Annotated in this window: 18 protein-coding genes; 13 read left to right on the top strand and 5 right to left on the bottom strand. The window is 63.9% G+C overall.

From position 1 onward, the window contains the following. The first annotated feature begins 21 nt into the window (after positions 1 to 21). From B5525_RS04580 to B5525_RS04535, 9 genes are all read left to right on the top strand, one after another. On the top strand, positions 22 to 2,358 hold the full coding sequence (locus B5525_RS04580; protein WP_079564940.1) for a putative bifunctional diguanylate cyclase/phosphodiesterase: 2,337 nt from the start codon (positions 22 to 24) through the stop codon (positions 2,356 to 2,358). Between the two features lie 176 nt (positions 2,359 to 2,534). Then, a complete protein-coding gene (locus B5525_RS04575) occupies positions 2,535 to 3,272 on the top strand; it encodes an N-acyl amino acid synthase FeeM domain-containing protein (RefSeq protein ID WP_079564939.1) in 738 nt (245 codons plus the stop codon). A 297-nt stretch (positions 3,273 to 3,569) separates the two neighbouring features. Then, positions 3,570 to 4,061 carry a peptidoglycan-associated lipoprotein Pal gene (gene pal, locus B5525_RS04570; RefSeq protein WP_079564938.1) on the top strand — a complete coding sequence of 164 codons (492 nt, stop codon included), beginning with the start codon at positions 3,570 to 3,572 and terminating at the stop codon, positions 4,059 to 4,061. Positions 4,062 to 4,229: 168 nt separating this feature from the next. Next, the gene (gene ybgF, locus B5525_RS04565) at positions 4,230 to 5,318 is read left to right on the top strand and encodes a tol-pal system protein YbgF (RefSeq protein WP_079564937.1); all 1,089 of its coding nucleotides are present in this window, start codon (positions 4,230 to 4,232) and stop codon (positions 5,316 to 5,318) included. Between the two features lie 92 nt (positions 5,319 to 5,410). Next, positions 5,411 to 6,502: a tRNA lysidine(34) synthetase TilS gene (gene tilS, locus B5525_RS04560; protein WP_079564936.1), complete on the top strand. Its 1,092-nt coding sequence runs from the start codon at positions 5,411 to 5,413 to the stop codon at positions 6,500 to 6,502. A 266-nt stretch (positions 6,503 to 6,768) separates the two neighbouring features. Further along, on the top strand, positions 6,769 to 8,691 hold the full coding sequence (ftsH, locus tag B5525_RS04555) for an ATP-dependent zinc metalloprotease FtsH (protein ID WP_079564935.1): 1,923 nt from the start codon (positions 6,769 to 6,771) through the stop codon (positions 8,689 to 8,691). 200 nt (positions 8,692 to 8,891) lie between these two features. After that, positions 8,892 to 10,097 (top strand): ABC transporter substrate-binding protein, encoded by a 1,206-nt coding sequence (locus B5525_RS04550; RefSeq protein ID WP_079564934.1) that lies wholly within the window; start codon positions 8,892 to 8,894, stop codon positions 10,095 to 10,097. Positions 10,098 to 10,642: 545 nt separating this feature from the next. After that, positions 10,643 to 11,317 carry a TetR/AcrR family transcriptional regulator gene (locus B5525_RS04540; RefSeq protein ID WP_079564932.1) on the top strand — a complete coding sequence of 225 codons (675 nt, stop codon included), beginning with the start codon at positions 10,643 to 10,645 and terminating at the stop codon, positions 11,315 to 11,317. Between the two features lie 267 nt (positions 11,318 to 11,584). Further along, positions 11,585 to 12,010, top strand: a complete 426-nt coding sequence (locus B5525_RS04535; RefSeq protein WP_079564931.1) for an OsmC family protein — start codon at positions 11,585 to 11,587, stop codon at positions 12,008 to 12,010. Between the two features lie 83 nt (positions 12,011 to 12,093). Here B5525_RS04535 and pyk read toward each other — a convergent pair whose 3' ends face one another. Both pyk and B5525_RS04525 read right to left on the bottom strand, forming a co-directional pair. Continuing rightward, positions 12,094 to 13,530, bottom strand: coding sequence for a pyruvate kinase (gene pyk / locus B5525_RS04530; RefSeq protein ID WP_079564930.1), 1,437 nt, complete (start codon positions 13,528 to 13,530; stop codon positions 12,094 to 12,096). Next, on the bottom strand, positions 13,527 to 14,132 hold the full coding sequence (locus B5525_RS04525; RefSeq protein WP_079564929.1) for a DUF1036 domain-containing protein: 606 nt from the start codon (positions 14,130 to 14,132) through the stop codon (positions 13,527 to 13,529). The genes pyk and B5525_RS04525 overlap by 4 nt, the downstream gene beginning before the upstream one ends. Positions 14,133 to 14,335: 203 nt before the next feature. On the opposite strand from B5525_RS04525, the gene B5525_RS04520 reads away from it, so the two are divergent. The 3 genes from B5525_RS04520 to B5525_RS04510 all read left to right on the top strand — a co-directional run bounded on the left by B5525_RS04520 (position 14,336) and on the right by B5525_RS04510 (position 17,060). Further along, positions 14,336 to 14,638 (top strand): DUF1244 domain-containing protein, encoded by a 303-nt coding sequence (locus B5525_RS04520; RefSeq protein WP_079572934.1) that lies wholly within the window; start codon positions 14,336 to 14,338, stop codon positions 14,636 to 14,638. Positions 14,639 to 14,934: 296 nt separating this feature from the next. Further along, the gene (locus B5525_RS04515) at positions 14,935 to 15,207 is read left to right on the top strand and encodes a DUF2312 domain-containing protein (RefSeq protein ID WP_079564928.1); all 273 of its coding nucleotides are present in this window, start codon (positions 14,935 to 14,937) and stop codon (positions 15,205 to 15,207) included. 86 nt (positions 15,208 to 15,293) lie between these two features. Beyond that, positions 15,294 to 17,060, top strand: a complete 1,767-nt coding sequence (locus B5525_RS04510) for an adenylate/guanylate cyclase domain-containing protein (RefSeq protein ID WP_079564927.1) — start codon at positions 15,294 to 15,296, stop codon at positions 17,058 to 17,060. A 25-nt stretch (positions 17,061 to 17,085) separates the two neighbouring features. Here the strand turns inward: B5525_RS04510 and B5525_RS04505 are convergent, their stop codons facing one another. The 3 genes from B5525_RS04505 to B5525_RS04495 form a co-directional block, all read right to left on the bottom strand. After that, positions 17,086 to 18,681, bottom strand: a complete 1,596-nt coding sequence (locus B5525_RS04505) for a DUF882 domain-containing protein (RefSeq protein ID WP_079564926.1) — start codon at positions 18,679 to 18,681, stop codon at positions 17,086 to 17,088. Positions 18,682 to 18,946: 265 nt separating this feature from the next. Then, positions 18,947 to 21,139 carry a L,D-transpeptidase family protein gene (locus B5525_RS04500; protein WP_079564925.1) on the bottom strand — a complete coding sequence of 731 codons (2,193 nt, stop codon included), beginning with the start codon at positions 21,137 to 21,139 and terminating at the stop codon, positions 18,947 to 18,949. 409 nt (positions 21,140 to 21,548) lie between these two features. After that, positions 21,549 to 23,057 carry a sigma-54-dependent transcriptional regulator gene (locus tag B5525_RS04495; RefSeq protein ID WP_079564924.1) on the bottom strand — a complete coding sequence of 503 codons (1,509 nt, stop codon included), beginning with the start codon at positions 23,055 to 23,057 and terminating at the stop codon, positions 21,549 to 21,551. 139 nt (positions 23,058 to 23,196) lie between these two features. Here B5525_RS04495 and B5525_RS04490 point away from each other — a divergent pair, with 139 nt between their 5' ends. Next, positions 23,197 to 25,128 carry a M3 family oligoendopeptidase gene (locus B5525_RS04490; protein ID WP_079564923.1) on the top strand — a complete coding sequence of 644 codons (1,932 nt, stop codon included), beginning with the start codon at positions 23,197 to 23,199 and terminating at the stop codon, positions 25,126 to 25,128. The last annotated feature ends 94 nt before the right edge of the window (positions 25,129 to 25,222 follow it).

Raw genomic sequence — 25,222 nt, 5'->3', positions numbered from 1 at the left:
AACAGGACACGTACCACCAAAATGCAGCTCGCGAGTCAGAGCGAAGATACCGACCAGAAGCTGTCGCCGTCGATTCACGCGGCGTTGGTTGATTCGCTCTTCGATGCTCCCGCTCCGCTGCTTACGGGTCTCGTCTTCGCCGTCATAGCGGCGGCCATGACCGCGCTGAAAACGGGAGAACCCCTCATCTGGGCGTGTGTCGCGCTTCTCATCGCGACCGGCGCATTCCGCGCGTTCGACTTGCAGCGGTACCAGGCGCGCAAATCGACCCTGACTGCCGCCAAAGCTGCGGGGTGGAAGAAGCGCTATCAGACCCGGGCGATAATTCAACCCGCTGCGATCGGCATATGGTGCGCCACTACGCTGCTAAGTAGCGATGACGCCGTAGCCCATTTGATTTGTTTATCCGTCACCACCGGTCTCGTGGCGGGAGGTGCGGCCAGGGCCTATGGGCGGCAGTGGATATTCCAGCTGCAGGTTGCACTTTGCTTCGGTCCGCCGGCTGTCGCACTGGCGTTGCGTGGCACACCCTATTACATGGCCATGTCAGTGGTGTGCGCCGCATTTATTGTGGCTCTCATCCAAATCTCGGCTAATTTACATAAAATATTCATGCAGGCGCTGGTGGCGCGCGAGCGCGAGGCGGCGCTGGCCGGTCAGTTCGACACCGCGCTGAACAACATGCCGCACGGCCTTTGCATGTTTGCCGCCGACGGGCTTCTTGCGGTCATGAACCATCGGTTCAGCGAGATGATGAACCTGGCGGACGATGTCGTGCATCGCGGCGTCAATGCGAACGACATTATCGATGCCTGCGTCAGCGCCGGATCAATCTCGGCGGCGAGCGGGAAAGTGATCCTTGCCGAGATCCAGAATTCGGAGGCGCGCGACATCATCACGGCCGATCCCGACGCCGATCGGGGTCGTTCGCTGTCATGGACATTCCAGCCGATGGCCGGCGGCGGCGCCGTCGTGCTGTTGGAAGACATCACCGAACGGCGCAACGCCGAAGCCCGGATTACCCATCTGGCCCGTTACGACGAGCTGACGGCGCTTCCCAACCGGCTCAATTTCCGCGACGAGATCGAGCGCCTGCTGGCGGTTCCGCGTGAGGCCGAGCAATTATCCGCGCTGCTGTTCATCGACCTCGATCAATTCAAGCAGGTCAACGACACCCTGGGCCATCCCTGCGGTGACCAGTTGCTGTGCGCGGTCGCCGACCGGCTGCGCAACATACTGCGTCCGGAAGATTTCGTGGCGCGGTTCGGCGGTGACGAATTCGTGGTGTTCCAGCAGAACATCAAATCGAACGAAGACGCCGCCAATCTCGCCCGCCGCATCGTCGATCACCTGAGCGAGCGCTACAAGATCGACAATCATCTGGTCGAGATCGGCGCAAGCGTCGGCATCGCGATGACGTCGCCGCACGTCTCGGCCGATACGCTCTTGAAGAACGCGGACATGGCGCTGTACCGCGCCAAGGCCGACGGCCGCGGCACCTATTGTTTCTTCCGCGACGAGATGGCGCAGACCGTCGAGGCGCGCCGCATTCTCGAGCTGGATTTGCGCAAGGCGCTGGCCCACGAGGAGTTCGAGCTGTTCTATCAGCCGCTGGTCAATCTCAAGTCCGGGCGGATCGCGACCTGCGAGGCGCTGCTGCGGTGGAACCATCCGGTGCGCGGCACGGTCTCCCCAGTCGATATCATTCCGGTGGCGGAAGACATGGGCCTCATCGTCGATCTCGGCCGCTGGATCCTGCGCAAGGCCTGCATGGAATGCATGAAATGGCCGGAAGGCGTCAGCGTCGCGGTCAATTTCTCGCCGCAGCAGTTCCATCAGCGCGATGTGCTGAGCGAGGTTCGCTACGCGCTCGAGATCTCCGGGCTGTCCGCCAACCGTCTGGAAATCGAGATCACCGAATCCTCGTTGTTGCGCAACACCCAGTCGACCCATGATGTGTTGTCGCAGCTGCGCAGCCTTGGCGTGCGGATTTCGCTGGACGATTTCGGCACCGGCTATTCGAGCCTCAGCTACCTGCATAATTTCCCGCTGCAGAAGGTGAAGATCGATCGCTCCTTCCTGGAAGGCATCGACACCGATCGCCCGCTGACGCTGTTGCGCGGCGTGGCGCGGCTCTCCGCCGATCTCGGAATGTCGGTCGTGGTCGAAGGCATCGAGACCAACGAACAGCTGGAACTGATCAGCGCCGACGGTACCGTGACCGAGGCCCAGGGCTACCTGTTCAGCCGGCCAGTGCCCGCGGTCCGGGTGCGCCAACTGTTGAACGCTTCGCACGGCCGCCGTCTGCCGGACGAGCAAGTGATCGCACTTCCCCTTCCCACCCGATCGATCGCCTAACGAAATTCCGGCAGGCCTCCCCTAGGGCGTTCTCCTCCCCCTGGCCAGCCGGCGCGCTCCCTGACGCCGCCAGGAAGGTTAACCCTAACAGCGCGATAGGTTTGCATTTAGTTAAGATGCTGTTAATCTTTTCCCCACTCGCAAGAGTTGTTTGTCAGTCAGTTGAGGAGTATTGGATGAAGTCCGAAGCCGAACCGCGCGCTTCGCTCTTTGTGCGGGGGGGAGCGCTGTTCGATCGCGTCGACTACCGACCCATCGATACTCCAGAGGAAAAAGATCAGCTTTATCAGATGCGTTACAGGGCCTATACGCACGGCGGATTAATTCCGCCGTCAGAGTCCCAGCGCTACAGCGACAGTTACGACGATGCGCCCAATGCCTGGACGTTCGGAATTTATGTTGACGGAGAAATCTGCAGCTCTATCCGTCTCCACGTCCTGACGTCAGAACAGCGGATGTCCTGTACAACCGATTTGTTCGGCGATGTTCTTCACCCTCGCCTCGATCGAGGCGAGGTTTTGATCGATCCGGCCCGTTTTGTTGCAAATCCCGAAAAAGCGCAGCGGTTTCCGGAGCTTCCCTATCTGACGCTGCGGTTGGCCTATCTGGCGTGCGAGTATTTCAACGCCGATACCGGGCTCGCGCTGGTTCGTGCCGGGCACCAGTCGTTCTATCGCCGTGTCTTTCTGCACGAGACCATCGCCGAACCGCGCCCGTTTCCGAACGCATTGGCAAAGGTGGCATTGATGGCGTCCGATTTCCGTGCCTTGCGGGAAAAGGTCTTGACGCGATTTCCCATCATGCGCTCAAGTGCCTTCGAGCGGCGGACGCTGTTCCAGCGCGATCGCACGCCCTTCCGGACCGCCGTAATCTCGACGTTCGAGGCAGCCTCGATCGTGCCGCAGCAGTCCTGACCGGTCGGCCGGGTTCCCGCTAGGGGCGGTCAAGGGTGCCATTTTGCGCTCACGTTGCGCTCACGGTGTTGCAGATCGGCTTCGGATCGATCCTAAAATGGGCAGTTCCGGGCGCGCCAAGGCTTGCCTTCACCCTCGCGCCACATTTACAAATCATTAACCATCGGGGCTGCTTTTCGCCGTTCGTCGGCATTTGATCGGGTTTGGCAACATCCCATCAAGGTTGACGGAACGTTCGCTTAACCATCGCCCTGTAGACCGGATGACAGTCTAGAACGTGAGCGTGGAGGCTCCGGAATGAAACATCAAATGCGTATCCTCCAGGGATTGAAGCTGGCCGCGGTGCTCGCGGTGGCTTTGTCCATGGGTGCCTGCGCCAACAAGAACCTCGGCGCCGACGGTGCGATGGCCAGCGCGGCCACCCCGGGCAGCCAGCAGGATTTCGTGGTCAATGTTGGCGACCGCGTCTTCTTCGAGAGCGACCAGACCGATTTGTCGCCACAGGCGATCGCGACCCTCGAAAAGCAGGCGCAGTGGCTGCAGACCTACAACCGCTACGCCTTCACCATCGAAGGTCATGCCGACGAGCGCGGAACCCGCGAATACAATATCGCGCTGGGCGCACGGCGCGCGCAGTCGGTGCGGACCTTCCTGGCCTCACGCGGCATCGATCCGTCGCGGATGCGGACAATATCCTATGGCAAGGAACGCCCGGTCGCGGTCTGCAACGACATCTCCTGCTGGTCGCAGAACCGCCGCGCCGTCACAGTCCTCAACGCCAGCTCCTAACCAAGCAGCGATTGTTTTCGCAAATGTTGCCGCCGGCGCCCTCGGGCGCCGGTTTTGTTTTGACCGTTTTGCTTCCATCAAGCGTTTGTTTCAGTCACATTTTTGGCGTACTCCCTCTCTCAATGGGCTCCGCTTTCGATGTCACGCCGCTTTCGTCGTCAGGCCAAAATGTCATCCAGGTTTCATAGAACTGCCCGCGCCGTGACGATCGCCGCGACACTGATGCTGGCATCACAGGCTTTGGCGCAATCCGATGCTCTCGACCCGGAAATGCGGATTGAGCAACTTGAGAATCAGTTGCGGCAGCTCACCGGCCAGAACGAGGAACTGCAATACCGCAACCGGCAGCTCGAGGACCGCTTGAGGGCACTCCAGGGCGGCGCGCAGGCCGCGCCCGGTGGACCGCCCGGCGTTGCCCAACCAGGTTTGGCCCAACCAGGTTTGGCCCAGCCTGGCATGGCCCAGCCAAGTGTCGCGCAGCCGAATGTCGCCCAGCCCGGTATCGCGCAGCCCAATGTTGCGGGGGCGCCTCCGGTGCAGCTCTCTCCGGGCTATCGGCAGCCGGGCTACGGGCAGCAGCAAATTGCCGCGCCGGCGCCGATCGGGCAGGAACCGGCTGAGGCGCCGCCGGCCGGCCGGCGGCGCGGGGACGCCTTCGATCCCACTCAGAATCCAAATGCCCCGGGCGCGCCGCGCGCGCTCGGCGGCGGTCAGCTCCCGATGCCGGCCCAGGGCGGGGTCGACGGCGCGGTTGGCGCTCCCGGCGGACGTGGCCCGGGCGAGCCGCTCGATCTCGGCAACACCGGCGGAGCGCCCAATCCGGTACCGCGCGCGCCCGGCGCCGGTCCCACGCTGACCACCCTGCCGCCCTCGGCAACCCCGAAGGACGAGTTCGATCTCGGCATCGGCTATATGCAGCGCAAGGACTATGCGCTGGCCGAAGAGACCATGCGCAACTTCGCGACGAAATATCCCAGCGATCCTCTGATCGCGGACTCGCAATACTGGCTGGGCGAGAGCTATTTCCAGCGCCAGAAATATCGCGACGCCGCGGAAGCCTTCCTCGGGGTGACCACCAAATTCGATAAATCGGCGAAAGCCCCGGACGCACTGCTGCGGCTCGGGCAGTCGCTGGCGGCCTTGAAAGAGAAAGAGGCGGCCTGCGCCGCCCTCGGCGAGGTCCTGCGGAAATATCCGCGCGCCTCGGGCGGCGTCAAAGCCGCCGTCGACCGCGAGCAGAAGCGGATCAAGTGCTGACGCCGCGCTGATCGGCCGATTGGCGCCTGGCGTTGTGGTCAGCTCGCCGCTCGCGCATAATCGATCAGGCCTCGACATCAGCCGGCGGCGTCATGCCCAGCGACGACCATTCCCCGATCTCGGCGAAGGACGCAAAACATCTGTTTGCGGATTGGAAAAACGCGCCCGCGATCGTGCTCGCGGTGTCCGGCGGTCCCGATTCGATCGCGCTGATGTGGCTGGCGGCGCGCTGGCGCCGCGCCCTGGCGCGCGGGCCGGACCTGATCGCGGTCACCGTCGATCACGGTTTGCGGCCCGAGGCGGCGCGCGAGGCGCGCGATGTCAAGCGTATGGCGCAGAGCCTCGATCTGCCGCATCGGACGCTGCGCTGGACCGGCGCCAAACCGAAAACCGGATTGCCGGCCGCCGCGCGATCGGCGCGATACCATCTGTTGGCGCAAGCGGCGCGGCAGAGCCACGCGACCCATATCCTCACCGCGCATACCCGCGACGATCAGGCCGAGACGCTGTTGATGCGCCTGTTGCGCGGCAGCGGTATCGCAGGACTCGCGGCGATGGCGCGGGAGTCCGAGCGCGATGGGTTGCTTCTGGCGCGCCCGTTTCTGGATGTGTCGAAAGCGCAGCTGATCGCGACGCTCAACAAGGCCGGGATCGGCTTCGCCAACGATCCGACCAACCTCGATCGGAATTTCACGCGTCCGCGGCTGCGGGAAGTCATGCCGGCGCTCGCGGCCGAAGGTGGCGATGCGCGCAGCCTGGCGCGGCTGGCGTCGCGATTGGCCCGGGCCAACGCCGCAGTGGAGGTTCTGGCCGAGGGCGCCGAGCGCTACCTCGCGCTGCGGGATCGCTACGCCGCGCAAGCCGGAATCGCCGCCGGCGTTGCCGAGAGGCTGAACGCAAGAAGCTTCGATATGGCCGCGTTTGCCGCCATGCCCGAGGAAATCCGCCTGCGGCTCTTGCTGCGAGCGATCAATCGGTTCGGTCATGAGGGGCCGGCCGAGCTTGGCAAGGTCGAAACCCTGCTGGCGGCGCTGGACCGGACGGCGGACGAAAGTGCGCGCGGAAGCCGGCCCAAACCGGGCCCGCCACGGCTCAGGCAGACCCTCGCCGGTGCGTTGGTCAGCCTGGCCGACGGCCGGATCCGCATCGAGCCGGCGCCGCCCCGCCGCCACCGGGCGGGGTGAAACGGGACCGAGTTACCGGTGCGCTTGAAGGGACTCATGGGCGGATCCGCTCGCGGACTCTTAACCACCCCCGAAAGACCCCTGATTCGCCGCCATTATTTGAACGGGAATCGGGCTAGGATGGGCTAAATAGTCCTACGTGGTTCCCTTGGCATGGACCGGGGCGGCACCTAGATTGTATTGCAGTCCAGAGGGGATTCCCTCACGCCTGCCTACCCTACCCAAGGACATAAGGCCGCGATCCGCGCGACCACGAAGGAAGATCGATGAACGCCAATCTGCGCAACTTCGCCCTCTGGGTCATTATCGTTTTGCTGTTGCTGGCGCTGTTCACGCTCTTCCAGAATCCGGGTCAGCGCACGTCCTCGCAGGACATCTCCTTCTCGCAGCTGTTGACCGAGGTCGATCAGGGCCATGTTCGCGACGTTGTGATCCAGGGACCGGAGATCCACGGTACCTTCACCAACGGCTCGAGCTTCCAGACCTATTCGCCGAACGACCCGACCCTGGTTTCGCGCCTTTATAACGGCAAGGTCCAGATCACTGCCAAGCCGCCCGGCGACAACGTGCCGTGGTTCGTGTCGCTACTCGTCTCCTGGTTGCCGTTCATCGCCCTGATTGGCGTCTGGATTTTCCTATCGCGGCAGATGCAGGGCGGCGCCGGCAAGGCGATGGGCTTCGGCAAGTCGCGCGCCAAGATGCTCACCGAGGCCCACGGCCGCGTGACCTTCGAGGACGTCGCCGGCGTCGACGAGGCCAAGCAGGACCTGCAGGAGATCGTCGAATTCCTGCGCGACCCCGGCAAATATCAGCGGCTGGGCGGACGGATTCCTCGCGGCGTGCTGCTGGTCGGCCCTCCCGGCACCGGCAAGACGCTGATCGCGCGCGCGGTCGCGGGCGAAGCCAATGTTCCCTTCTTCACGATTTCGGGCTCGGACTTCGTCGAGATGTTCGTCGGCGTCGGTGCCTCACGCGTGCGCGACATGTTCGAACAGGCCAAGAAGAACGCGCCCTGCATCATCTTCATCGACGAAATCGACGCGGTCGGCCGTCATCGCGGCGCCGGCCTCGGCGGCGGCAATGACGAGCGCGAGCAGACCTTGAACCAGTTGCTGGTCGAGATGGACGGCTTCGAGGCCAATGAGGGCGTGATCCTGATCGCCGCCACCAACCGGCCCGACGTGCTCGATCCGGCGCTGCTGCGCCCGGGCCGTTTCGACCGCCAGGTGGTGGTGCCTAACCCGGATGTCGTCGGCCGCGAACAGATCCTCAAGGTTCACGTCCGCAAGGTGCCGCTGGCGCCGGATATCAACCTGAAGACTATCGCGCGCGGCACGCCCGGCTTTTCCGGCGCCGACCTGATGAACCTCGTCAACGAAGCCGCCCTGACCGCCGCGCGCCGCAACAAGCGCATGGTGACCCAGGCCGAGTTCGAGGAAGCCAAGGACAAGGTCATGATGGGCGCCGAGCGCAAGTCGCTGGTCATGACCGAAGAAGAGAAGATGCTGACCGCCTATCACGAGGGTGGTCATGCCATCGTCGGCCTCAACGTGATCGCGACCGATCCGATCCACAAGGCGACCATCATTCCGCGCGGCCGTGCGCTCGGCATGGTGATGCAGCTGCCCGAGCGCGACAAGCTGTCGATGTCGCTCGAGCAGATGACCTCGCGCCTTGCCATCATGATGGGCGGCCGCGTCGCCGAGGAACTGGTGTTCGGCCGCGAGAAGGTCACCTCGGGCGCTTCTTCCGACATCGAGCAGGCCACGCGGCTGGCTCGGATGATGGTGACCCGCTGGGGGCTCTCCGAAGAACTTGGCACCGTGTCCTACGGTGAGAACCAGGACGAGGTGTTCCTGGGCATGTCGGTGTCGCGCACCCAGAACGCCTCCGAGGCGACGGTGCAGAAGATCGACAGCGAGATCAAGCGGCTGGTCGAGGAAGGCTACAACCACGCGACCAAGATCCTGACCGAGAAGCGCGCCGATCTTGAGGCGCTGGCGAAGGGCTTGCTCGAATACGAGACCCTGACCGGAGACGAGATCCAGGATCTGCTCAACGGCAAGAAGCCGAACCGCGAGTCGGTGCTGGAGCCGACCACGCCGCGCACCTCGGCGGTGCCGCCGGCCGGCAAGCCGCGCCCGCGTCCCGATCCGGATCCCGGATTGGAGCCGCAGCCACAGGCGTGATGCCTCGTACCCATCGTTGAATAAGCAAACGCGGCGGCAACGCCGCGTTTTTTATGCGTCGTATTCGGTTGCTTCTATTTCATCATGATTATGATTGGCCTCCATCCATCCGTCATGGCATGTTTTGCGGAGAGCGCGGGCCGAACCGCGCCTGCCGCGGCGCCATCTGAAGCGCGCCGACAAAAAGGGGAGGGGTGTCGATGCGTTTCGTCACGGGAATTGGCGTGGTCGGCGCGCTTGCGCTGCTGGCGTGGCCTGCGGCCGCGATATCAGCCGAAATGCGCGGGGTCACCGCGACCGAGATCAGAATAGGCCAGACCATGCCTTACAGCGGCCCGGTCTCGGCGTTCGGCGCGCTCGGCAAGGGCGAGGTCGCCTATTTCAAGATGCTTAACGAGCGCGGCGGCATCAACGGCCGCAAGATCAACCTGATTTCGCTCGACGACAGCTACGCGCCGCCGAAAACGGTGGAGCAGACCCGGCGGCTGGTGGAGAGCGATGAAGTCGCGCTGATCTTCTCCTCGATCGGCACCGCCCACAACACGGCCATCGCCAAATATCTGCAGGGCAAGAACATCCCGCAATTGTTCGTCGGCTCCGGCGCGTCGAAATTCGCCGACATCGCGCAATATCCGCAGGCGACGCTCGGCGTGCAGGGACCTTTCCGCTACGAGGCGCGGCTCTACGCGCGTTATGCGCTCGCGAAGAACCCCAACGCCAGGTTCGCGGTGATCTCGCAGAACGACGATTTCGGCCGCGATTATCTGCAGGGGCTGAAGGACGTGCTCGGCGACAAATATGATTCGGTCGTCAGCGCGGCGACCTACGAAGTCCAGGATCCGACCATCGACTCCCAGATCGTCAAGCTGAAGGCTTCCGGCGCCGACGTGCTGGTGATCGCGGCGACGCCGAAATTCGCTGCGCAATCGATCCGCAAGGTCTACGAGATCGGCTGGAAGCCGATGACGTTTCTGTCCAACGTCGCGGTGTGGATCTCCACGGTGATGCAGCCGGCCGGGCTCGAGGCCGGAACCGGCATTCTCTCCACCGCCTATGTCAAGGATCCCGACGATCCCGCCTGGAACGACGATGCCGGCGTCAAGACGTGGCGGGGATTCATGGTCAAATACGCCCCCGACGCCGATCTGCACGACACCAATTACGTCAACGCCTACAACAGCGCGATGGCGATGGAGCACGTGCTGAAGGCCTGCGGCGACGATCTGTCGACTGAGAATATTCTCAAGCAGGCCTATTCCATCAGGGATCTGGAGCTGCCGATGCTGCTGCCCGGCATCAGGATCAACACCTCAGCCAGCGACCACGTTCCGGTCGACCAGATGCAGTTCATGCGCTTCAACGGCAAGACCTGGGACCGTTTCGGCGAGTTGCAGACGGGGAACTGAATTTTGTCCGTCACTGCGGGGCGCGCATCGGCGCGAACCCGGAATCTCGAGATTACGGGTTCGCACTTTCGATGCGCCCCGGAACGCCGACGAATTGGTGCAGGGGTTGAGCGAGGTCAACTCCGTTCAGGGCCGGCGCAGCTAGCGTGCTTCGTGAGGGCACCTCGCCCTCGGCGAGCGACGGCCCGATCTGATCGTCCGCTTCGGCTATGCCGAGGCGATGCCGTTCTCGCTGCGCCGGCCGGCCTCGGCCGTGCCGGCCTGACCGGGCCGGAACCCGCAATCCGCCGAGCGCGCGGCAAAACCTCAAGAGGTTGTAGGCCGCGGCGTTCCTGGTGGCGGCGAGAGCCGGCCGCGGGAATGGAGCCGGCGCCCACACCTAAGACGCAGTCCTGAATAGGCATTTTTGCGTCTTGTCATCGACCCTGAATAGTTGTTCACTTCTTCAAAGCGATTTTCTCCGAAATCGCCAGAAAACAGTGAACGCGGGTGCTTCCCAGCCAAGGCTGGCTGGCCCGAAGCCCGCAGGGACGAGAAACGCGGCCATGGTCTATCGACGGACCCACCAAGTTGTAAAACGCCTCGCGGCACGGCGCAGCGCCATTCTGGCGGCGGCACGGGATGCGGCTGCCGAAGGCGGCATGGCCGCGGTGCAGATCGCCCCCGTCGCGGTCCGCGCCAACGTCGCCGCCGGCACCGTGTATCGCTATTTCCCCTCGAAAGCCGACCTTATCTCGGAACTGATCGCAGACGTCTCGCGCGATGAACTCGCCGCGATCCGCCGCGCCGCCGATGCCGCGCCCGGGCCGTCCTCCGCGCTGGCCGCCGCCGTCACCACGGTTGCGGTGCATGTGCTGTCGCAGCGCAAGCTCGCCTGGGGTATCCTGGCCGAGCCGGTCGATGTCGACGTCACCGCGTCGCGGCTGGCGAGCCGCCGCGAGATCGCCGGCGAGATTGCAGCCCGCATCGATGCCGCGGTCCGCGCCGGGCATCTGCCCGCGCAGGACACGGCGCTCGCCGCCACCGCGCTGCTCGGCGCGCTGCACGAATCGCTGGTCGGGCCGCTGGCGCCGGACAATCTGGACGACCAGGGGAGGCTGCGTGACGCCGTGCAGACCGTGACGCTGCTGGCGCTGCGCGCCGTCGGCGTCATGGACGCGCGCGCCCGCGGCCTCGTGGTGCAGGCGGTGTTGCCGGCAAAGACGCTGGTGGGCGCGTAGAGGAATTGCGGCTCGGTCGGAAGCCGTGGGGTGGGCAAAGCGAAGCGTGCCCACCGGAAGATTTCAAACAACCGTTGTGAAGATGGTGGGCGCGGCGCAACAGCGCCTTTGCCCACATTACGTTGTCTTATGTGCGCGAGAGAAGACTTCAGGTGCGCCGTTACTATCGAACCCGGCGCCTCATATCGCGCTCGTGAATTGACATCTTCCGCCGTTTTGGTCGCTTAGGGCTGGTTGCTTGTTCAATTCATCCTCAAGGAGTCTCGCATGACGACGACATCGGGATCGGCCAAGTGGCAGGGCGGCATCAAGGACGGCAAGGGCGCCATCTCGACCAAGAGTGGCGCGCTGAAGGACTATCCCTACGGCTTCGCCAGCCGCTTCGAGGGCAAGCCGGGCTCGAATCCCGAAGAGCTGATCGGCGCCGCGCACGCCGCCTGCTTCACCATGGCGCTGTCGCTGATATTGGGCGAAGCCAAGCTCACCGCCGAACAAATGGAGACCAAGGCCGACGTCACCCTGGAGAAGGTGGGCGAAGGCTTTGCCATCACCTCCGTGCATCTCGCGCTGAGCGCAAAGATTCCCGGCGCCGACAACGCGAAATTCCAGGAGTTGGCCGGCATGGCCAAGGCCGGCTGCCCGGTATCGAAGCTGCTGAACACCAAGATCACGCTGGACGCGACGCTGCTCTGAGCTCGTCATTCCGGGCGGATCCACGGGTCCGCGCAAAGCGCGGCCCGACGACACGCCCCGACGCGAACCCGGAATTTCAACGCTCACATATCCGCGTCGCGGTCGGAGCCGACGGAGGCGATGCGCACCATGTTGGTGGTGCCGGGGATGCCGAGCGGCACGCCGGCGACGATGATGACGCGCTGGCCGGCGCGCGCAAAACCGTCGCGGAATGCGATGCTGGCGGCGCGGCTGACCATGTCGTCCTGGTCATGGGCGTCTTCGGCGACCACGCAATGCACGCCCCAGACGACTGAGAGCTTGCGTCCGGTGGTGAGATTCGGCGTGATGGCGACCACCGGCGGCTTCGGCCGTTCGCGCGCGACCCGCAGCGCGGTCGATCCCGAACTGGTCCAGCAAATGATCGCCGACAGGTCGAGCGTCTCGGCGATCTGCCGCGCGGCATCCGCGATGGCGTCGCCGACGGTCGGCTCCGGTTCGGCCCGCTGCGCGTTGAGCACGCCGCGATAGGTCGGGTCGCGCTCCACTTCCTCGCCGATGCGGTTCATGGTCGAGACCGCCTCGACCGGGAATTTGCCGGCCGCCGATTCCGCCGACAGCATGATGGCGTCGGCGCCTTCATAGACCGCGGTCGCGACGTCGGAGACTTCGGCGCGCGTCGGCACCGGTGCCTGGATCATCGATTCCAGCATTTGGGTGGCGACCACCACCGGCTTGCCGGCGCGCCGCGCCATCCTTGTCATCTGCTTCTGCAGGCTTGGCACCCGCTCCAGCGGCAATTCGACGCCGAGATCACCGCGCGCCACCATCAGCGCGTCGGAGGCCTCGATGATTTCAGGCAGCCGGTCGATCGCCTGCGGCTTCTCGATCTTGGCCATCACGGCGGCGCGGCCACGGATCAGCTTCTTGGCCTCGATGACATCTTCGGCGCGCTGCACGAAAGACAGTGCGATCCAGTCGACACCGGTCACCACGGCGGCTTCGAGGTCGGCGCGGTCCTTCGGCGTCATCGCCGATACTGGCAAATCGGTGTCGGGCAGGCTGACACCCTTGCGGTCCGACATCCTGCCGCCGATCACGACGCGGGTAACGGCGCGCTCGGGCGAGGTTTCCTCGGCGATCAGCCGCACCTTGCCGTCATCGAGCAGCAGTGCATGACCGGGCCGCAGCGCGGCCAGGATCTCCGGGTGCGGAAGCTGGACGCGGGTGTTGTCGCCGGGCGTCTTGTCGGAATCCAGCACAAAGCTCTCGCCGTTGTGGAGCTGGATCGAGCCTTCGGCGAACGAGCCCAGCCGCAATTTGGGCCCTTGCAGGTCGACCAGAATACCGATCGGCCGGCCATAGCTGCTCTCGACATTGCGGATGGTCTTGACCAGCTCGCGCATCTTGTCGTGCGAGGTGTGGCTCATATTGATGCGGAACACATCGGCGCCGGCCTCGAACAGGCGGCGGATCATCGCGCTGTCGGAGGAAGCAGGACCGAGGGTCGCCAGGATCTTGATGCGGCGCAGGCGTCTCATGGTTTGGGTCCGGGCGTTGCGGCTGGTGGCAGGCCAGACGCGCCCGGAGCCGTTCCGGTCGGCGCATTGGTGATGCCCGGAAGATTTCCGGGGCCACCGGGGCCGACCGTTCCCGGAATGCCCGGCACCCGCTGCGCGGGCTGGGTTTCGTTGGATTCGGTCAGTTGGACGGTCCAGGCGCGCTGCTCGCCGGTATCGACTTCGAAGAAGCCGGTGCGATCGAAGCCGCGCGCCAGGCAATTGTCGGTGCCCTTGATGGTGAATTCCTTGTCGCGCGAGCACATGAAGGCCTGTCCCGACCATTCGCCGCCACGGTCGTAATCGAGCGCATAGACATAATAATAGCGCGCGACCAGTGTGCCTTTCAGCAGGGTCTCACACGCCCGCGAGGATACGTTCCACCAGCCCTCGGTGGTCCAGCCCTCGGCATCCTTGTAGCCGAGCGCAATCCCGACCCGGCTCGAGGTGTTGTTGCAGAGGCGAAAGTCGGCTGCCGCGGGATTGTTCCCCAGGCACAGGAAAACCAGCGCCAGCGCCGGCAGCAAACCGGCGGTCAAGCGTAGGGCGAATCGGTTGGGGCGATGGGAATTCGTCGGGATCATTCAGTGAGGCTATATCAAATCATTGACGATTTCGCGTGAGCCGGCGGGGACTGTCAACGGCAAAGGGGTGTTTCAACGCTGCATTTCGGGCTGGATCCGGCCGAAATCCGGCTTGCTGGTGACCAATTTGCCCTGCGATATGGCAAAATCTGTGACAGCACCCACCTAACATCAATATGGTTACGGGAAACGAGCGCGCGGTCATGGCGATTGACGACAAAACCAGAACGGAACTTGAGGCGGCCGTGTTCCGGCGCCTGGTCGAACATCTGCGCTCCCGCACCGATGTCCAGAACATCGACCTGATGAATCTGGCGGGCTTCTGTCGCAACTGCCTGTCCAACTGGCTCAAGGAAGCCGCCGATGCCAAAGGCGCCGACCTCTCCAAGGACGAGAGTCGCGAGGCCGTCTACGGCATGCCCTACGAGACCTGGAAGCAGACCTATCAGGGCACCGCCAGCGCCGAGCAACTGGCGGCGATGAAGAAGGCGCAGAACGGGCATTGATTCTCACTGACTTAGCTCCAATGAAGCCCATACTCAGTTCCTTTCCTTATCCTGAGGAGCGGCGTCCTCGCCGCGTCTCGAAGGATGAAGACCACGGACCTCATGGTTCGAGACGGTGCAATAGCGCCTCCTCACCATGAGGGAGGCTTTCTCCTGTGGGCGCGCTGTGGATGAGGGCGATGCCGCCTTGACGGAGAGCGCGCCACTCTTGAGGGTCGTTTCGGGATGCGGTGCGTGATGAAGCGTGCGGCGCTTCCACTTTTCGCCTCAACCTCAGTTCCATTCAGGAGTACCCGATGGCCACCTCTGCCGCCGCCGTCAAGGACGAGCCCGCGACCCAATTCGCCAAAGACCAGCTCAAGGCCATCATCGAGCGCATCGAACGGCTTGAAGAAGAAAAGAAGACGATCTCCGACGACATCCGCGACGTCTATGCCGAAGCCAAGGGCAACGGCTTCGACGTCAAGGCGCTGCGTACCATCGTCCGCCTGCGCAAGCAGGACGCCAACGAGCGGGCCGAGGCGGAAACCATCCTGGAAACCTACATGCAGGCGCTGGGAATGCTGTGAGGCGTTAGCCGGCAGGCATTTCCCGCGCAAACAGGCTTGGGCAAGGGCTTCTGCATCTGTTAGAGTCCCCGGTCGGGGAACCAGAAATGGACGTGCCCGGACCAGAGCGCAGGCTCGCAGCGGTCCTCGCCGCCGACATGGTCGGCTATAGTCGGCTGATGGAGGTCGACGAGACGGGGACACTCGCGCGTCTCAAGACCCATCGAATAGAGCTGATCGATCCGGCCATCGCGAAGAACCATGGCCGCATCATCAAGACCACCGGCGACGGCATGCTGGTCGAATTTCGCAGCGTCGCCGACGCTGTGCTGTGCGCTGCCGAGGTTCAGCGCCGGATGGCGCGACGCAACATGGACGTCTCGCCGGCGCGCTGGATACAGTTCCGCATTGGCATCAATCTCGGCGACGTAATCGTCGAGGACAACGACATCTTTGGCGACGGTGTCAACGTGGCGGCGCGCCTCGAAATGCTCGCCGAACCTGGCGGCATCTGTGTCTCGGGCGCGGTGCGCGATCAGGTCGGTCAACGACTCGATGACGTCGCGTTCGAGGATCTCGGCGACCAGAGCGTCAAGAACATCGCCCGTCCGATCCGCGTCTTCCGGGTTCGGCTCGACCCGGATCCAAAAGCCGCGCCGGAGGGCGCGAAGAACGCCGCGGCGGCAACGCCGATTTCCAAGAAGCCGTCCATCGCCGTATTGCCGCTCGTCAACATGAGCGGCGATCCGGAGCAGGAATTCTTCGCCGACGGTCTCACCGAGGACATCATTACGGAGCTGTCACGCTTCCACGATTTGCTCGTCATCTCGCGCAATTCGACCTTCGTGTACAAGGGAAAGGCGGTGAAGGTGCAGGAGGTCGCGCGCGAATTCGGCGTCGAATACGTCCTCGAGGGCAGCGTGCGAAAGGCCGGTGGTCGCATCCGTGTCACGGTGCAGTTGATCGATGCGGAAACCGATCGACACATTTGGGCCGAACGCTATGACCGCGACCTCGAGGATATCTTCGCCATCCAGGACGAGATGACCCGTGCGATCGTCGCGACGCTCCCCGGCCGCCTCGAGGCCGCTACCCACGACCGGGCGAAGCGCAAGCCGACCGACAACATGGCGGCCTATGAGTGCGTGCTGGCGGCCAAGGTGCTGCACCACCGCTCGACCCAGAAGGACAACGACGAGGCGCAGCGGCTGCTTGACCGCGCCCTCGCGCTCGACCCGAACTATGGTCATGCTCACGCCTGGAAGGCTTGCGTGCTGGGCCAGACGTGGGTCTATGGCTGGTGTGCGGATCGCGACGCCGCCCTGCAGCGGGTGGCAGCGGAGCTGGAGACCGCGCTGGCGCTCGATGACAATGACGCCGACGTGCATCGGATCCTCGCCGCCTTGAACCTGACGCGCGATGATCATGACAAGGCCGCGTATCATCAGGAGCGGGCGCTCGCGCTCAACTCCAATTACGATCTCGTTGTGGTGCAGCAGGGCGAGCTTCTAACCTGGCTCGGGCGGCCGGAGGAGGGCATCGACTGGATCAAGAAGGCGATGCGCGTCAACCCGTACCATCCGGAGCGCTTCTGGAGCCACCTCGGGCGCGCCTGCTATTGCGCCGAGAAATATGCCGAGGCCGTCGAAGCCTTCTCGCGGATCACGCGACCCGACTACACCCATCATGCCTTCCTCGCGGCCACGTTCGCGCAACTGGGCAACACGGTCGCGACCGCCGCGCACGCGGCTGAGGTTCTAAAGTCCGAGCCTAAATTCTCGGTGGCCGCTTACCTCGCCACCCAGCACTACAAGCACGCAGCCGACCGCCAGCGCCACGAGGCCGGCCTGCTCAAGGCAGGCTTGCCGGCCTGACGCAGCGGCGAAGTAGTGTGCGCGCTCAGCGCAACGAGGCGGTCTGCATCACGAAGGATTGCGTCGTGAGCTTCGCGGTGGCCGATCCCGAGAAGCGGTCGGTGACCATTCCCATCTGCGGATCGTCCGAGAAGGTCATGGCGATCGCGGCCTGCGGCTTGACGAAGTAAACCCGCATCACGGTCATGTCGGCGTCGCCGAGCACCGTGGCGTTCATCGAACTGCTTGCGCTCGGCGCCAGCATCATTACCCGCATCCAGATGCTGTTGCCGCCGGCTGCGGCGAGCCGCGTCGAGGTCGCAACCAGATTGCCCTGACCCTGGGATCCCTTGCTGACGATGGTGTCGATGCCGGTGGCCGGCGCGGCATTGCGCGAGGCGGACGCGCGGAAGCTGCGCGGGATCGGCGCGCCGGCCGCGACGATGTTGGAATGGTCGACCGACGAGGAGGCCGCCGGCGCATAGGCCATCGCCTGCAGCGCGGAAACGCTCGCGGTCGGTTGCGGATCGGCGGCGGCCAGCGCCTGCCGGGCACTGATGGCGGCGACCTGCGCCGGGGTGGCCTGCTTCGGCGCTGCCGGGGTATCGCCCCAGAAGCCGCGGGCATTGATGATGTCAGCCGGGGTCTGCGGCTTTGCCTCGGCCTTTTGCGCCGGCGCGGCCGGCTTGGCCTTGGAGGATTGAATGATCTGCGCGTCAGCCGAAGCGAGCTGGAAGGTCGCGCCGACTGGCGGCTTGGTGCGGGGCACCGGCACGGCGTCCGCAGACCTGGCGGTGGCGGCTGAAGCGATCGGGCCTGCCGGCTTTTCGGCAATTTCGGCGCTTGCGCCCTCGTCTTCCTCGTCGTTCGATTTGCCCCTGAACAGGGAGGCGAACAGGCTCGGCTTGCTCACGGTCGAAGCATCGCCGCCGCCACCGCGTTTCTCGATGTCAGCAAGCGCTAGCTCATAGCCCTTGAGCGGCTTGCCGTCGGTCGGAACGTGCACGGTCCGGCCGTCAGGGAAGACGCGGGCCAACTGGTCGTGCGTCATGCGCGGCCAGTGCCGGATGTTGCCGGTGTCGAGATGAACGAAGGGCGATCCCGATGTCGGATAGAAGCCGACGCCGCCCCGCTGCAGCCGCAGCCCGGCGAAACGGATCTGCTCGAGCGGCACGTCCGGAATGTAGAAATCCATGGCATGGCCGAGCATGTGCTGGCTGAAGCGCGCAACGCCCGAGGAACGGCGGCGGAGCATGGCGTTGGTGGCGGGGGAGCGGTAGGCGGAAATGATCTGGATCGGCTTTTTGCCGTCGACGTCGCGGTAGACCTCCCAGAGGATGTCGAACAAACGACGATCCATCACGGTCTGGTCCTGGCTGCGCCAGTCGCGGAGATAGTGGTTGAGCTGCTTCAGCGCCTCTTCGTCGTAGCGCCCGTCGCGCTTGAAGGTGACGGTGAGGTCTTCATCGGAATGGGTGTGATGGAACGACAGCGTACGGGTTTCGTTCAGCGCGGTCGCGTCATGAACCGATCCGGCTCCCACGAGGAGCAAAACGCAAGCGAGGCCGACATGAGATCCGGCCCTAGGCAGCGACAGAGCGTTGAATTGGCGTGCGAAACCAGACAGCAAGAATGAGCCCACCCAGAGGACGACCGATCAATGAACTCTTCCGCTACCCCGTGTGGCGAAAGAGGGTTAACGCAGTCTTAACGCTGGGTGGGTTAATCCAAGCTTAAATCCCACCCCCCAAGTCGACTTAAAGCTAACCCGTCGAGTGTGGCGAAAAAGTGCCCAGGTTAGATTCCGCGGGGGAATGGTTAACGTAAACGGCCCCACCGTGAGGGGTGGGGCCGTTGATTTCGCACCGGAATTCGCTTGGGTCGGCTGGCTGCCAGCCGGCGAACGATCAGCGGGTATAAACCCGCCGCGGCGCCGGGCGACGGCCGATGGGGGCGGGCGGCGTCAGCGTTGGCGCCCCGAACAGCCGCTCGAAGAACGACGGTCCCGAAGATCCCGAAGAAAAGCCGGTGTTGTCGCTGGCGAAGCTGACGCCAGCCGGCAGATTACCGGTCGGGTGCGAATAGCTCGGCTGCGAATGCGCGACCACGTTTTCCAGATCCTTGGATCTGCCGTTCTTCAACAGCGCCAGCATGGTGGCGTCGCGGCCGTAAACATCCTTGCGGAGCTGCAGCTTTCCGGCCTCGTCAACGAATGCCGTCTGGTAGGTGATGTTGACCGGGATCGGCGTGGGGAATTTCAGGTCGATCTCGCTGTGGCCGTACATGCCGCGGATCTTGTCCGGCGTGTAGTGCTCGTTCGGCATCGTGATGTTGAGCAGGACGGACGCGTATTGATCGGGATTTTGCACCCGCATGCAGCCGTGGCTGAAGGCCCGCTCTTCCTTGGCGAACAGGTTCTTGTCTGGAGTATCGTGCTGATACACCAGGAACTTGTTGGGGAAATTGAAGCGGATGCGGCCGAGCGCGTTTGCCTCGCCCGGCGGTTGCGAAATGTGGATCGAGCCGTCGCGGGCGCGTTCAAGCTTCAGCCCCATGCGTTCCAGCACGGTCGGGTCCTGCTGCAGCGCCGGCAGGTATTCGTTGTAGATGATCGACGGCGGCACGTTCCAGGTCGGGTTGACCGTGATGAACTTCATGGTCTCCGTCAGCAGCGGCGTTGCATGAACGCCGGGCTTGCCGGTGACCACCTTGGTGGTCCAGACCACAGCGCCGTGCTGCATCACCTTGAGCGTATAGTCCGGGATATTGAGGATGACATAGGCATCGCCGATCGAGGCCGCGCCGAGGTCGCGCGGCAGCCAGCGCCAGCGCTCCATGTTGACGAGCACGGTGTCGATCTGGCGGTCGCGCTTCGGGCTGTTGATGGCCTTGACGGTGCGGTCGTCGAGCACGCCGGTGGCGCTGAGTTCGGCGCCTTCCTGGAATTTGCGCACGGCCTCGGCGACCTTGGAGTCGTAATGGGTATCGTCGGCGTTCTCGGTGATGCCAAGCTTGGCGCGCAGCTGCGGCACGCGGGAATCTTCCACCGCGACGGCGGGCTGCTTCTTGCCCCGCGCCGGCGTGAATTTGAGCGCCGGCCCGCTCGCGATCTCGATCACGGGTCCATCGCCCTGGCCGCGCAGTTGGGCGAGCTTCGCCTTCAATTCGCGGTAGAGCTTTTGCGGCGGGTTGTAGCTGTCAAGGGCCGCCGAGGCGTCCTTGGCCGTGGTGACGTGGGTCAGCACTTCATTGGGATCGATCGGGTGTTCCGGATACTGGATGTCGGCCGAGACCTGCGACCAGTGCATCCGACCGCTCTGGGCCTGACGCGCATAGTCCAAAATGCTGGCGGTCAGTTTCAGGTCGGCTTCCGCCAGCGCGTCGGGGTTATTGGCCGCGGCAAAATCGGGCACCGGATAGTCGGCCGCGTTCAGGCCATCGGAGGCGGCGTCCTTCAGCCGCGCGACGACGCCCTTGCCGGTCGCGGTCAGCGCACCGCCCTGGGTCCATAGCGGCGCGAAGTCATGCGCGGTGTAGAACTTCTCGATCGCGGTGCGTTCCGCCTTGCGGTCGAAATAGCGCGCCGACTTGCTGCCTAGCAGATCCTTGAGTTTATCGGCCACCGGCTGATCCGCGGCCGGGACGTTGCTCGCGGCCTTGACCGGCTCATTGGCCGGTTCGGCGGCGGGAGTTGCGACAGCGGCGGCCGGGGGCGTAGCAGGGGTGGTGGTCGTCGTATCCTTGACGGTCTCCGCCTTGTTGATGTCGGGCGCCGGAGCGGTGACGATCTCGGCCGGTTTTTCCTCGGGCGCCTTCTCCGCTGCCTTGGGTGCATCCATCTTGGGTGCATCCATCTTGGCCGCGTCGGCTGCAGGTGCTGCGATGTCCGGCTTGAAATCGTTGACGGTCGGGGGCGGGACGTTGGCGGGTTCCGGACGCGGGATCGCCGCATCGATCGCAAGTTCGGCGGCGCTGTTGCGTGCCGGATCGGCCTGGGCGAACGCCGAGGACACCGTGAGGGCGGACACCGTGAGGAAGGTCGCGGCCACCGCCATCAACACACGGTCAAATCCGGCACGGTTATTCAAACGGTCTCGCATCGTCACAACCCCTTGGGCGAAACTGCCCCGCCATGGAACAGTTCTCGGCTTCGTCCGTACAGCTTTCGCCAAAAGCGCCGGCTTCACTTCGAAACACCATTCAGTCAACGTCTGCAGTCAACGTTTGGTTCTTGCCTGAATGCGCTCCAAATCTCTCTGCATGCCTGCACGCAACGATCCCGCGCAGACGATACACGTGCCTCTGTTACGCAGCCAGCGCCACACAGGGCCGCTCACGACAAACTGACTTCAAAGCACCGGCTTTGCAACGGATGGCGCGTATCTGCCACGCGCTTTTGCTTTTGTCTGTCACCGCAGCGCAACGGTTCACGGGTTCTGGCAAAGGTTATGGAAAAGCTACGTCTTGAGCCATTTCGTCCTGGACACCGCGGCGCCACAATCTGTTCCGCTAGTGCGCGTCCTCCGCGCTGCCTGCCGTTGAATCGTCGTCGGCGGCCTCGTCGAGCTTGCGATAGAGCGTCGAGCGGCCGATCTTCAACCGGCGTGCGACCTCGGACATCTGGCCACGATAATGCGAGATCGCGAAGCGGATGATCTCGCTCTCCAGCTCTTCGAGCGGCCGCATTTCGCCGGCGTTGGTCAGCATCGCCAGCGTTCCCGCCGAGGGGAGTGGGGCGATAGGTATTTCATTACCGGAAACCATGGCCGGTACGGTCGAATGAAAGGCGGCGGGTCCGACGATCAGCGGCTCGCCATGCGCCTCCGGCGCAGCGGTTGACTGCGTGGCGATGTGCGGAAAATCCGAGAGTCCAAGCTGGTCGCTCTCGCTCATGACCACGGCGCGATAGACCGTGTTCTCGAGCTGGCGGATATTGCCGGGCCATTCCTGCTGCGAAAGATGCGCCATCGCCTCGCCGCTGATGCCGGTGATGTGGCGGTTTTCCTCGGCGCAGAACCGCGCCAGAAAATGCCGGAGCAGATGCGGGATGTCTTCGCGGCGCAGACGCAACGGCGGGATGGTCAAGGGCAGCACGTGCAGGCGATAGAACAGGTCTTCGCGGAATTGCCCACCTTTGACGCGATCGAGCAATTTGCGGTTGGTCGCCGAGATGATGCGGACGTCGACCTTGACCGGCTTGCGCCCGCCGACGGCTTCCACCGCGCCTTCCTGCAGCGCGCGCAGCAATTTCACTTGCGCCGCCAACGGCAATTCCGAGACCTCGTCGAGGAACAGCGTGCCGCCGGAAGCTTCGACGAACTTGCCGGTGTGACGTTCGGTGGCGCCGGTGAAGGCGCCTTTCTCGTGACCGAACAGGATCGACTCCACGAGATTGTCGGGGATCGCGCCGCAATTGACCGCAACGAACGGTTTTGCCTTGCGCTCGCCGCTGCCATGGATGGCGCGCGCGAACAATTCCTTGCCGACGCCGGATTCGCCCTCGATCAGCACCGGAATGGTGGAAGCGGCGGCCTTCTGCGCGGTGCGCAGCACGGCGGCCATGGTATCGCTGCGGGTGATGATGTCGGCGAAGGTCAGGCGGCCTTCGCGGCTGTGACGGATGCGTTGCAGTTCGCCTTTCAGCGCGCTGGCGTTGAGCGCGTTGCGCAAGCTGACTTGCAGCCGCTCGATGCCAACCGGCTTGACCACGAAATCCTGGGCACCGGCGCGCATCGCCGACACCACATTGTCGATGCCGCCATGGGCGGTCTGCACGATCACGGGAATGTTGAGGCCGGCGTCGCGGATCTTGGCCAGCACGCCCATGCCATCGAGGCCGGGCATCACCAGATCCAGCACCATGGCGTCGATGACAGGCGCCTCAGGAGCGGTCAGCGTGGCGATGGCCGCGTCGCCGGAATCGACGACAATGGCGTCGTAGCCGCATTTCTGCACCATGTTTTCGACCAGGCGGCGGGCGACCGCATCGTCGTCGACAATCAAAATGCTGGCAGCCATGGCTTTCCCCGCGCGCTACAACTATCTGTCTCGAATCGGGGCAATCTCGCCGATGCCGATTAACGCACTCTTAAATGTTGCCGTCCCGCTTTCACTTCGCCCGCGCAGCCTTAATGATTGAACACAGGTTTCGAACAAGATGACCTCGCGCTCCACATCCGCCCTCCGCAAGCCGGCAGCTCAACGCAAGGCCGCCGCCAAGAACTCCACGCTCAAGAACTCGACGGCCAAGAACTTAATGGCCAAGAACTCAACGGCCAAGAAATCCGCGGCCAAAACCAGGAACGGCAACAAGCCCGGCAGATTGCCGGAATGGAATCTGGCCGATCTCTATTCCGGTATCGACGCGCTGGAAGTCACCCGCGACCTGGAAAGGATGGATGCCGATTGCGTCGCGTTTGAGACCGACTACAGGGGCAAACTCGCCGAAAAGGCGGCGGAACAGGGCGGCGGCGCCTGGCTCGCGGAGGCGGTACGACGCTTTGAGGCGATCGACGATCTCGCCGGCCGTCTCGGCTCCTATGCCGGGCTGGTTCACGCCGGCGACAGCGTCGATCCCGCGATCTCCAAATTCTACGGCGACGTCTCCGAGCGGCTGACCAATGCATCGGTGCATTTGTTGTTCTTCGGGCTCGAACTGAACCGGATCGACGATGCCGTGATCGAACGCGCGCTGCAGACGCCCGAGCTGGCGCATTATCGTCCGTGGATCGAGGATCTGCGCAAGGAAAAGCCCTATCAGCTTGAGGATCGCGTCGAGCAGCTGTTTCACGAGAAATCCCAGAGCGGCTATGCCGCCTGGAACCGGCTGTTCGACCAGACCATCTCGGGCCTGCGCTTCAAGGTCGCGGCCAAGGAACTGGCGATCGAGCCGACGCTGAACCTGCTGCAGGACCGTGACGGCGCAAAGCGCAAGGCCGCCGGGCAGGCACTGGCCAAGACGTTCAAGGCCAACGAGCGGACCTTTGCGCTCATCACCAACACGCTCGCCAAGGACAAGGAAATTTCCGACCGCTGGCGCGGCTTCCAGGATGTCGCCGATTCCCGCCATCTCAACAACCGCGTCGAGCGTGAGGTCGTCGATGCGCTGGTGAGTTCGGTCCGCGCGGCCTATCCGCGGCTGTCGCATCGCTATTATCAGCTCAAGGCGGGCTGGTTCAATAAGAAGAAGCTCGCGCATTGGGACCGCAATGCGCCGCTGCCGTTCGCCGCCACCGGCAGCATCGCCTGGCCCGAGGCCAAGAACATGGTGCTGACGGCCTACCGCGGATTCTCGCCGGAGATGGCCCGCATCGCCGAGCGCTTTTTCACGGATCGCTGGATCGATGCGCCGGTGCGTCCCGGCAAGGCGCCCGGCGCATTCTCGCATCCGACCACGCCGTCGGCGCATCCTTATGTGCTGATGAACTATCAGGGCAAGCCGCGCGACGTGATGACGCTTGCCCATGAGCTCGGCCACGGCGTGCACCAGGTGCTGGCGGCCCGGAACGGACCGCTGATGGCGCCGACGCCGCTGACGCTGGCCGAGACCGCCAGCGTGTTCGGCGAAATGCTGACCTTCAAGCGGCTGCTGGCGGAGACCAGGAGCGCCAAGCAGCGCCAGGCGCTGCTCGCCGGCAAGGTCGAGGATATGATCAATACGGTGGTGCGCCAGATCGCGTTCTATACGTTCGAGCGCGCCGTTCATACCGAGCGGAAAAACGGCGAACTGACCGCCGAGCGGCTCGGCGAACTCTGGCTCAGCGTGCAGGGCGAAAGCCTGGGTCCCGCGATCGATATCCGTCCAGGCTATGAGAATTTCTGGATGTACATCCCGCACTTCATCCATTCGCCGTTCTACGTCTATGCCTACGCGTTCGGCGATTGCCTGGTGAACTCGCTCTATGCGGTCTACGAAAATGCCGCCGAAGGATTTGCCGAGCGTTATCTCGCCATGCTCGCGGCCGGTGGCACCAAGCATTATTCCGAGCTGCTCAGGCCGTTCGGGCTGGACGCCAGGGATCCCACATTCTGGGACCGCGGCCTGTCGGTCATCGCGGGCATGATCGACGAACTGGAGGAGATGGACTGAGCGACGATGGCGCGTAAAACATCTGTTGAACGGGTTGGAGAGGTGTGTTATACGAATGTATTACACCTTTTAACGTTCTGGATGTCCATCATGT

It is taken from the genome of Bradyrhizobium erythrophlei (assembly GCF_900129505.1).
GTDB classification, from domain to species: Bacteria; Pseudomonadota; Alphaproteobacteria; order Rhizobiales; family Xanthobacteraceae; genus Bradyrhizobium; species Bradyrhizobium erythrophlei_D.
The sequence above is the reverse complement of the archived record's forward strand: the minus strand, read 5'-3'. Positions and strand labels throughout refer to the sequence as shown.

Excerpts from the sequence above, each read along its gene's own strand:
- B5525_RS04580 (WP_079564940.1), top strand. The coding sequence starts at position 22 with ATGCAGCTCGCGAGTCAGAGCGAAGATACCGACCAGAAGCTGTCGCCG.
- B5525_RS04575 (WP_079564939.1), top strand. The coding sequence starts at position 2,535 with ATGAAGTCCGAAGCCGAACCGCGCGCTTCGCTCTTTGTGCGGGGGGGA.
- pal (WP_079564938.1), top strand. The coding sequence starts at position 3,570 with ATGAAACATCAAATGCGTATCCTCCAGGGATTGAAGCTGGCCGCGGTG.
- ybgF (WP_079564937.1), top strand. The coding sequence starts at position 4,230 with ATGTCATCCAGGTTTCATAGAACTGCCCGCGCCGTGACGATCGCCGCG.
- tilS (WP_079564936.1), top strand. The coding sequence starts at position 5,411 with ATGCCCAGCGACGACCATTCCCCGATCTCGGCGAAGGACGCAAAACAT.
- ftsH (WP_079564935.1), top strand. The coding sequence starts at position 6,769 with ATGAACGCCAATCTGCGCAACTTCGCCCTCTGGGTCATTATCGTTTTG.
- B5525_RS04550 (WP_079564934.1), top strand. The coding sequence starts at position 8,892 with ATGCGTTTCGTCACGGGAATTGGCGTGGTCGGCGCGCTTGCGCTGCTG.
- B5525_RS04540 (WP_079564932.1), top strand. The coding sequence starts at position 10,643 with ATGGTCTATCGACGGACCCACCAAGTTGTAAAACGCCTCGCGGCACGG.
- B5525_RS04535 (WP_079564931.1), top strand. The coding sequence starts at position 11,585 with ATGACGACGACATCGGGATCGGCCAAGTGGCAGGGCGGCATCAAGGAC.
- pyk (WP_079564930.1), bottom strand. The coding sequence starts at position 13,530 with ATGAGACGCCTGCGCCGCATCAAGATCCTGGCGACCCTCGGTCCTGCT.
- B5525_RS04525 (WP_079564929.1), bottom strand. The coding sequence starts at position 14,132 with ATGATCCCGACGAATTCCCATCGCCCCAACCGATTCGCCCTACGCTTG.
- B5525_RS04520 (WP_079572934.1), top strand. The coding sequence starts at position 14,336 with ATGGCGATTGACGACAAAACCAGAACGGAACTTGAGGCGGCCGTGTTC.
- B5525_RS04515 (WP_079564928.1), top strand. The coding sequence starts at position 14,935 with ATGGCCACCTCTGCCGCCGCCGTCAAGGACGAGCCCGCGACCCAATTC.
- B5525_RS04510 (WP_079564927.1), top strand. The coding sequence starts at position 15,294 with ATGGACGTGCCCGGACCAGAGCGCAGGCTCGCAGCGGTCCTCGCCGCC.
- B5525_RS04500 (WP_079564925.1), bottom strand. The coding sequence starts at position 21,139 with ATGCGAGACCGTTTGAATAACCGTGCCGGATTTGACCGTGTGTTGATG.
- B5525_RS04495 (WP_079564924.1), bottom strand. The coding sequence starts at position 23,057 with ATGGCTGCCAGCATTTTGATTGTCGACGACGATGCGGTCGCCCGCCGC.
- B5525_RS04490 (WP_079564923.1), top strand. The coding sequence starts at position 23,197 with ATGACCTCGCGCTCCACATCCGCCCTCCGCAAGCCGGCAGCTCAACGC.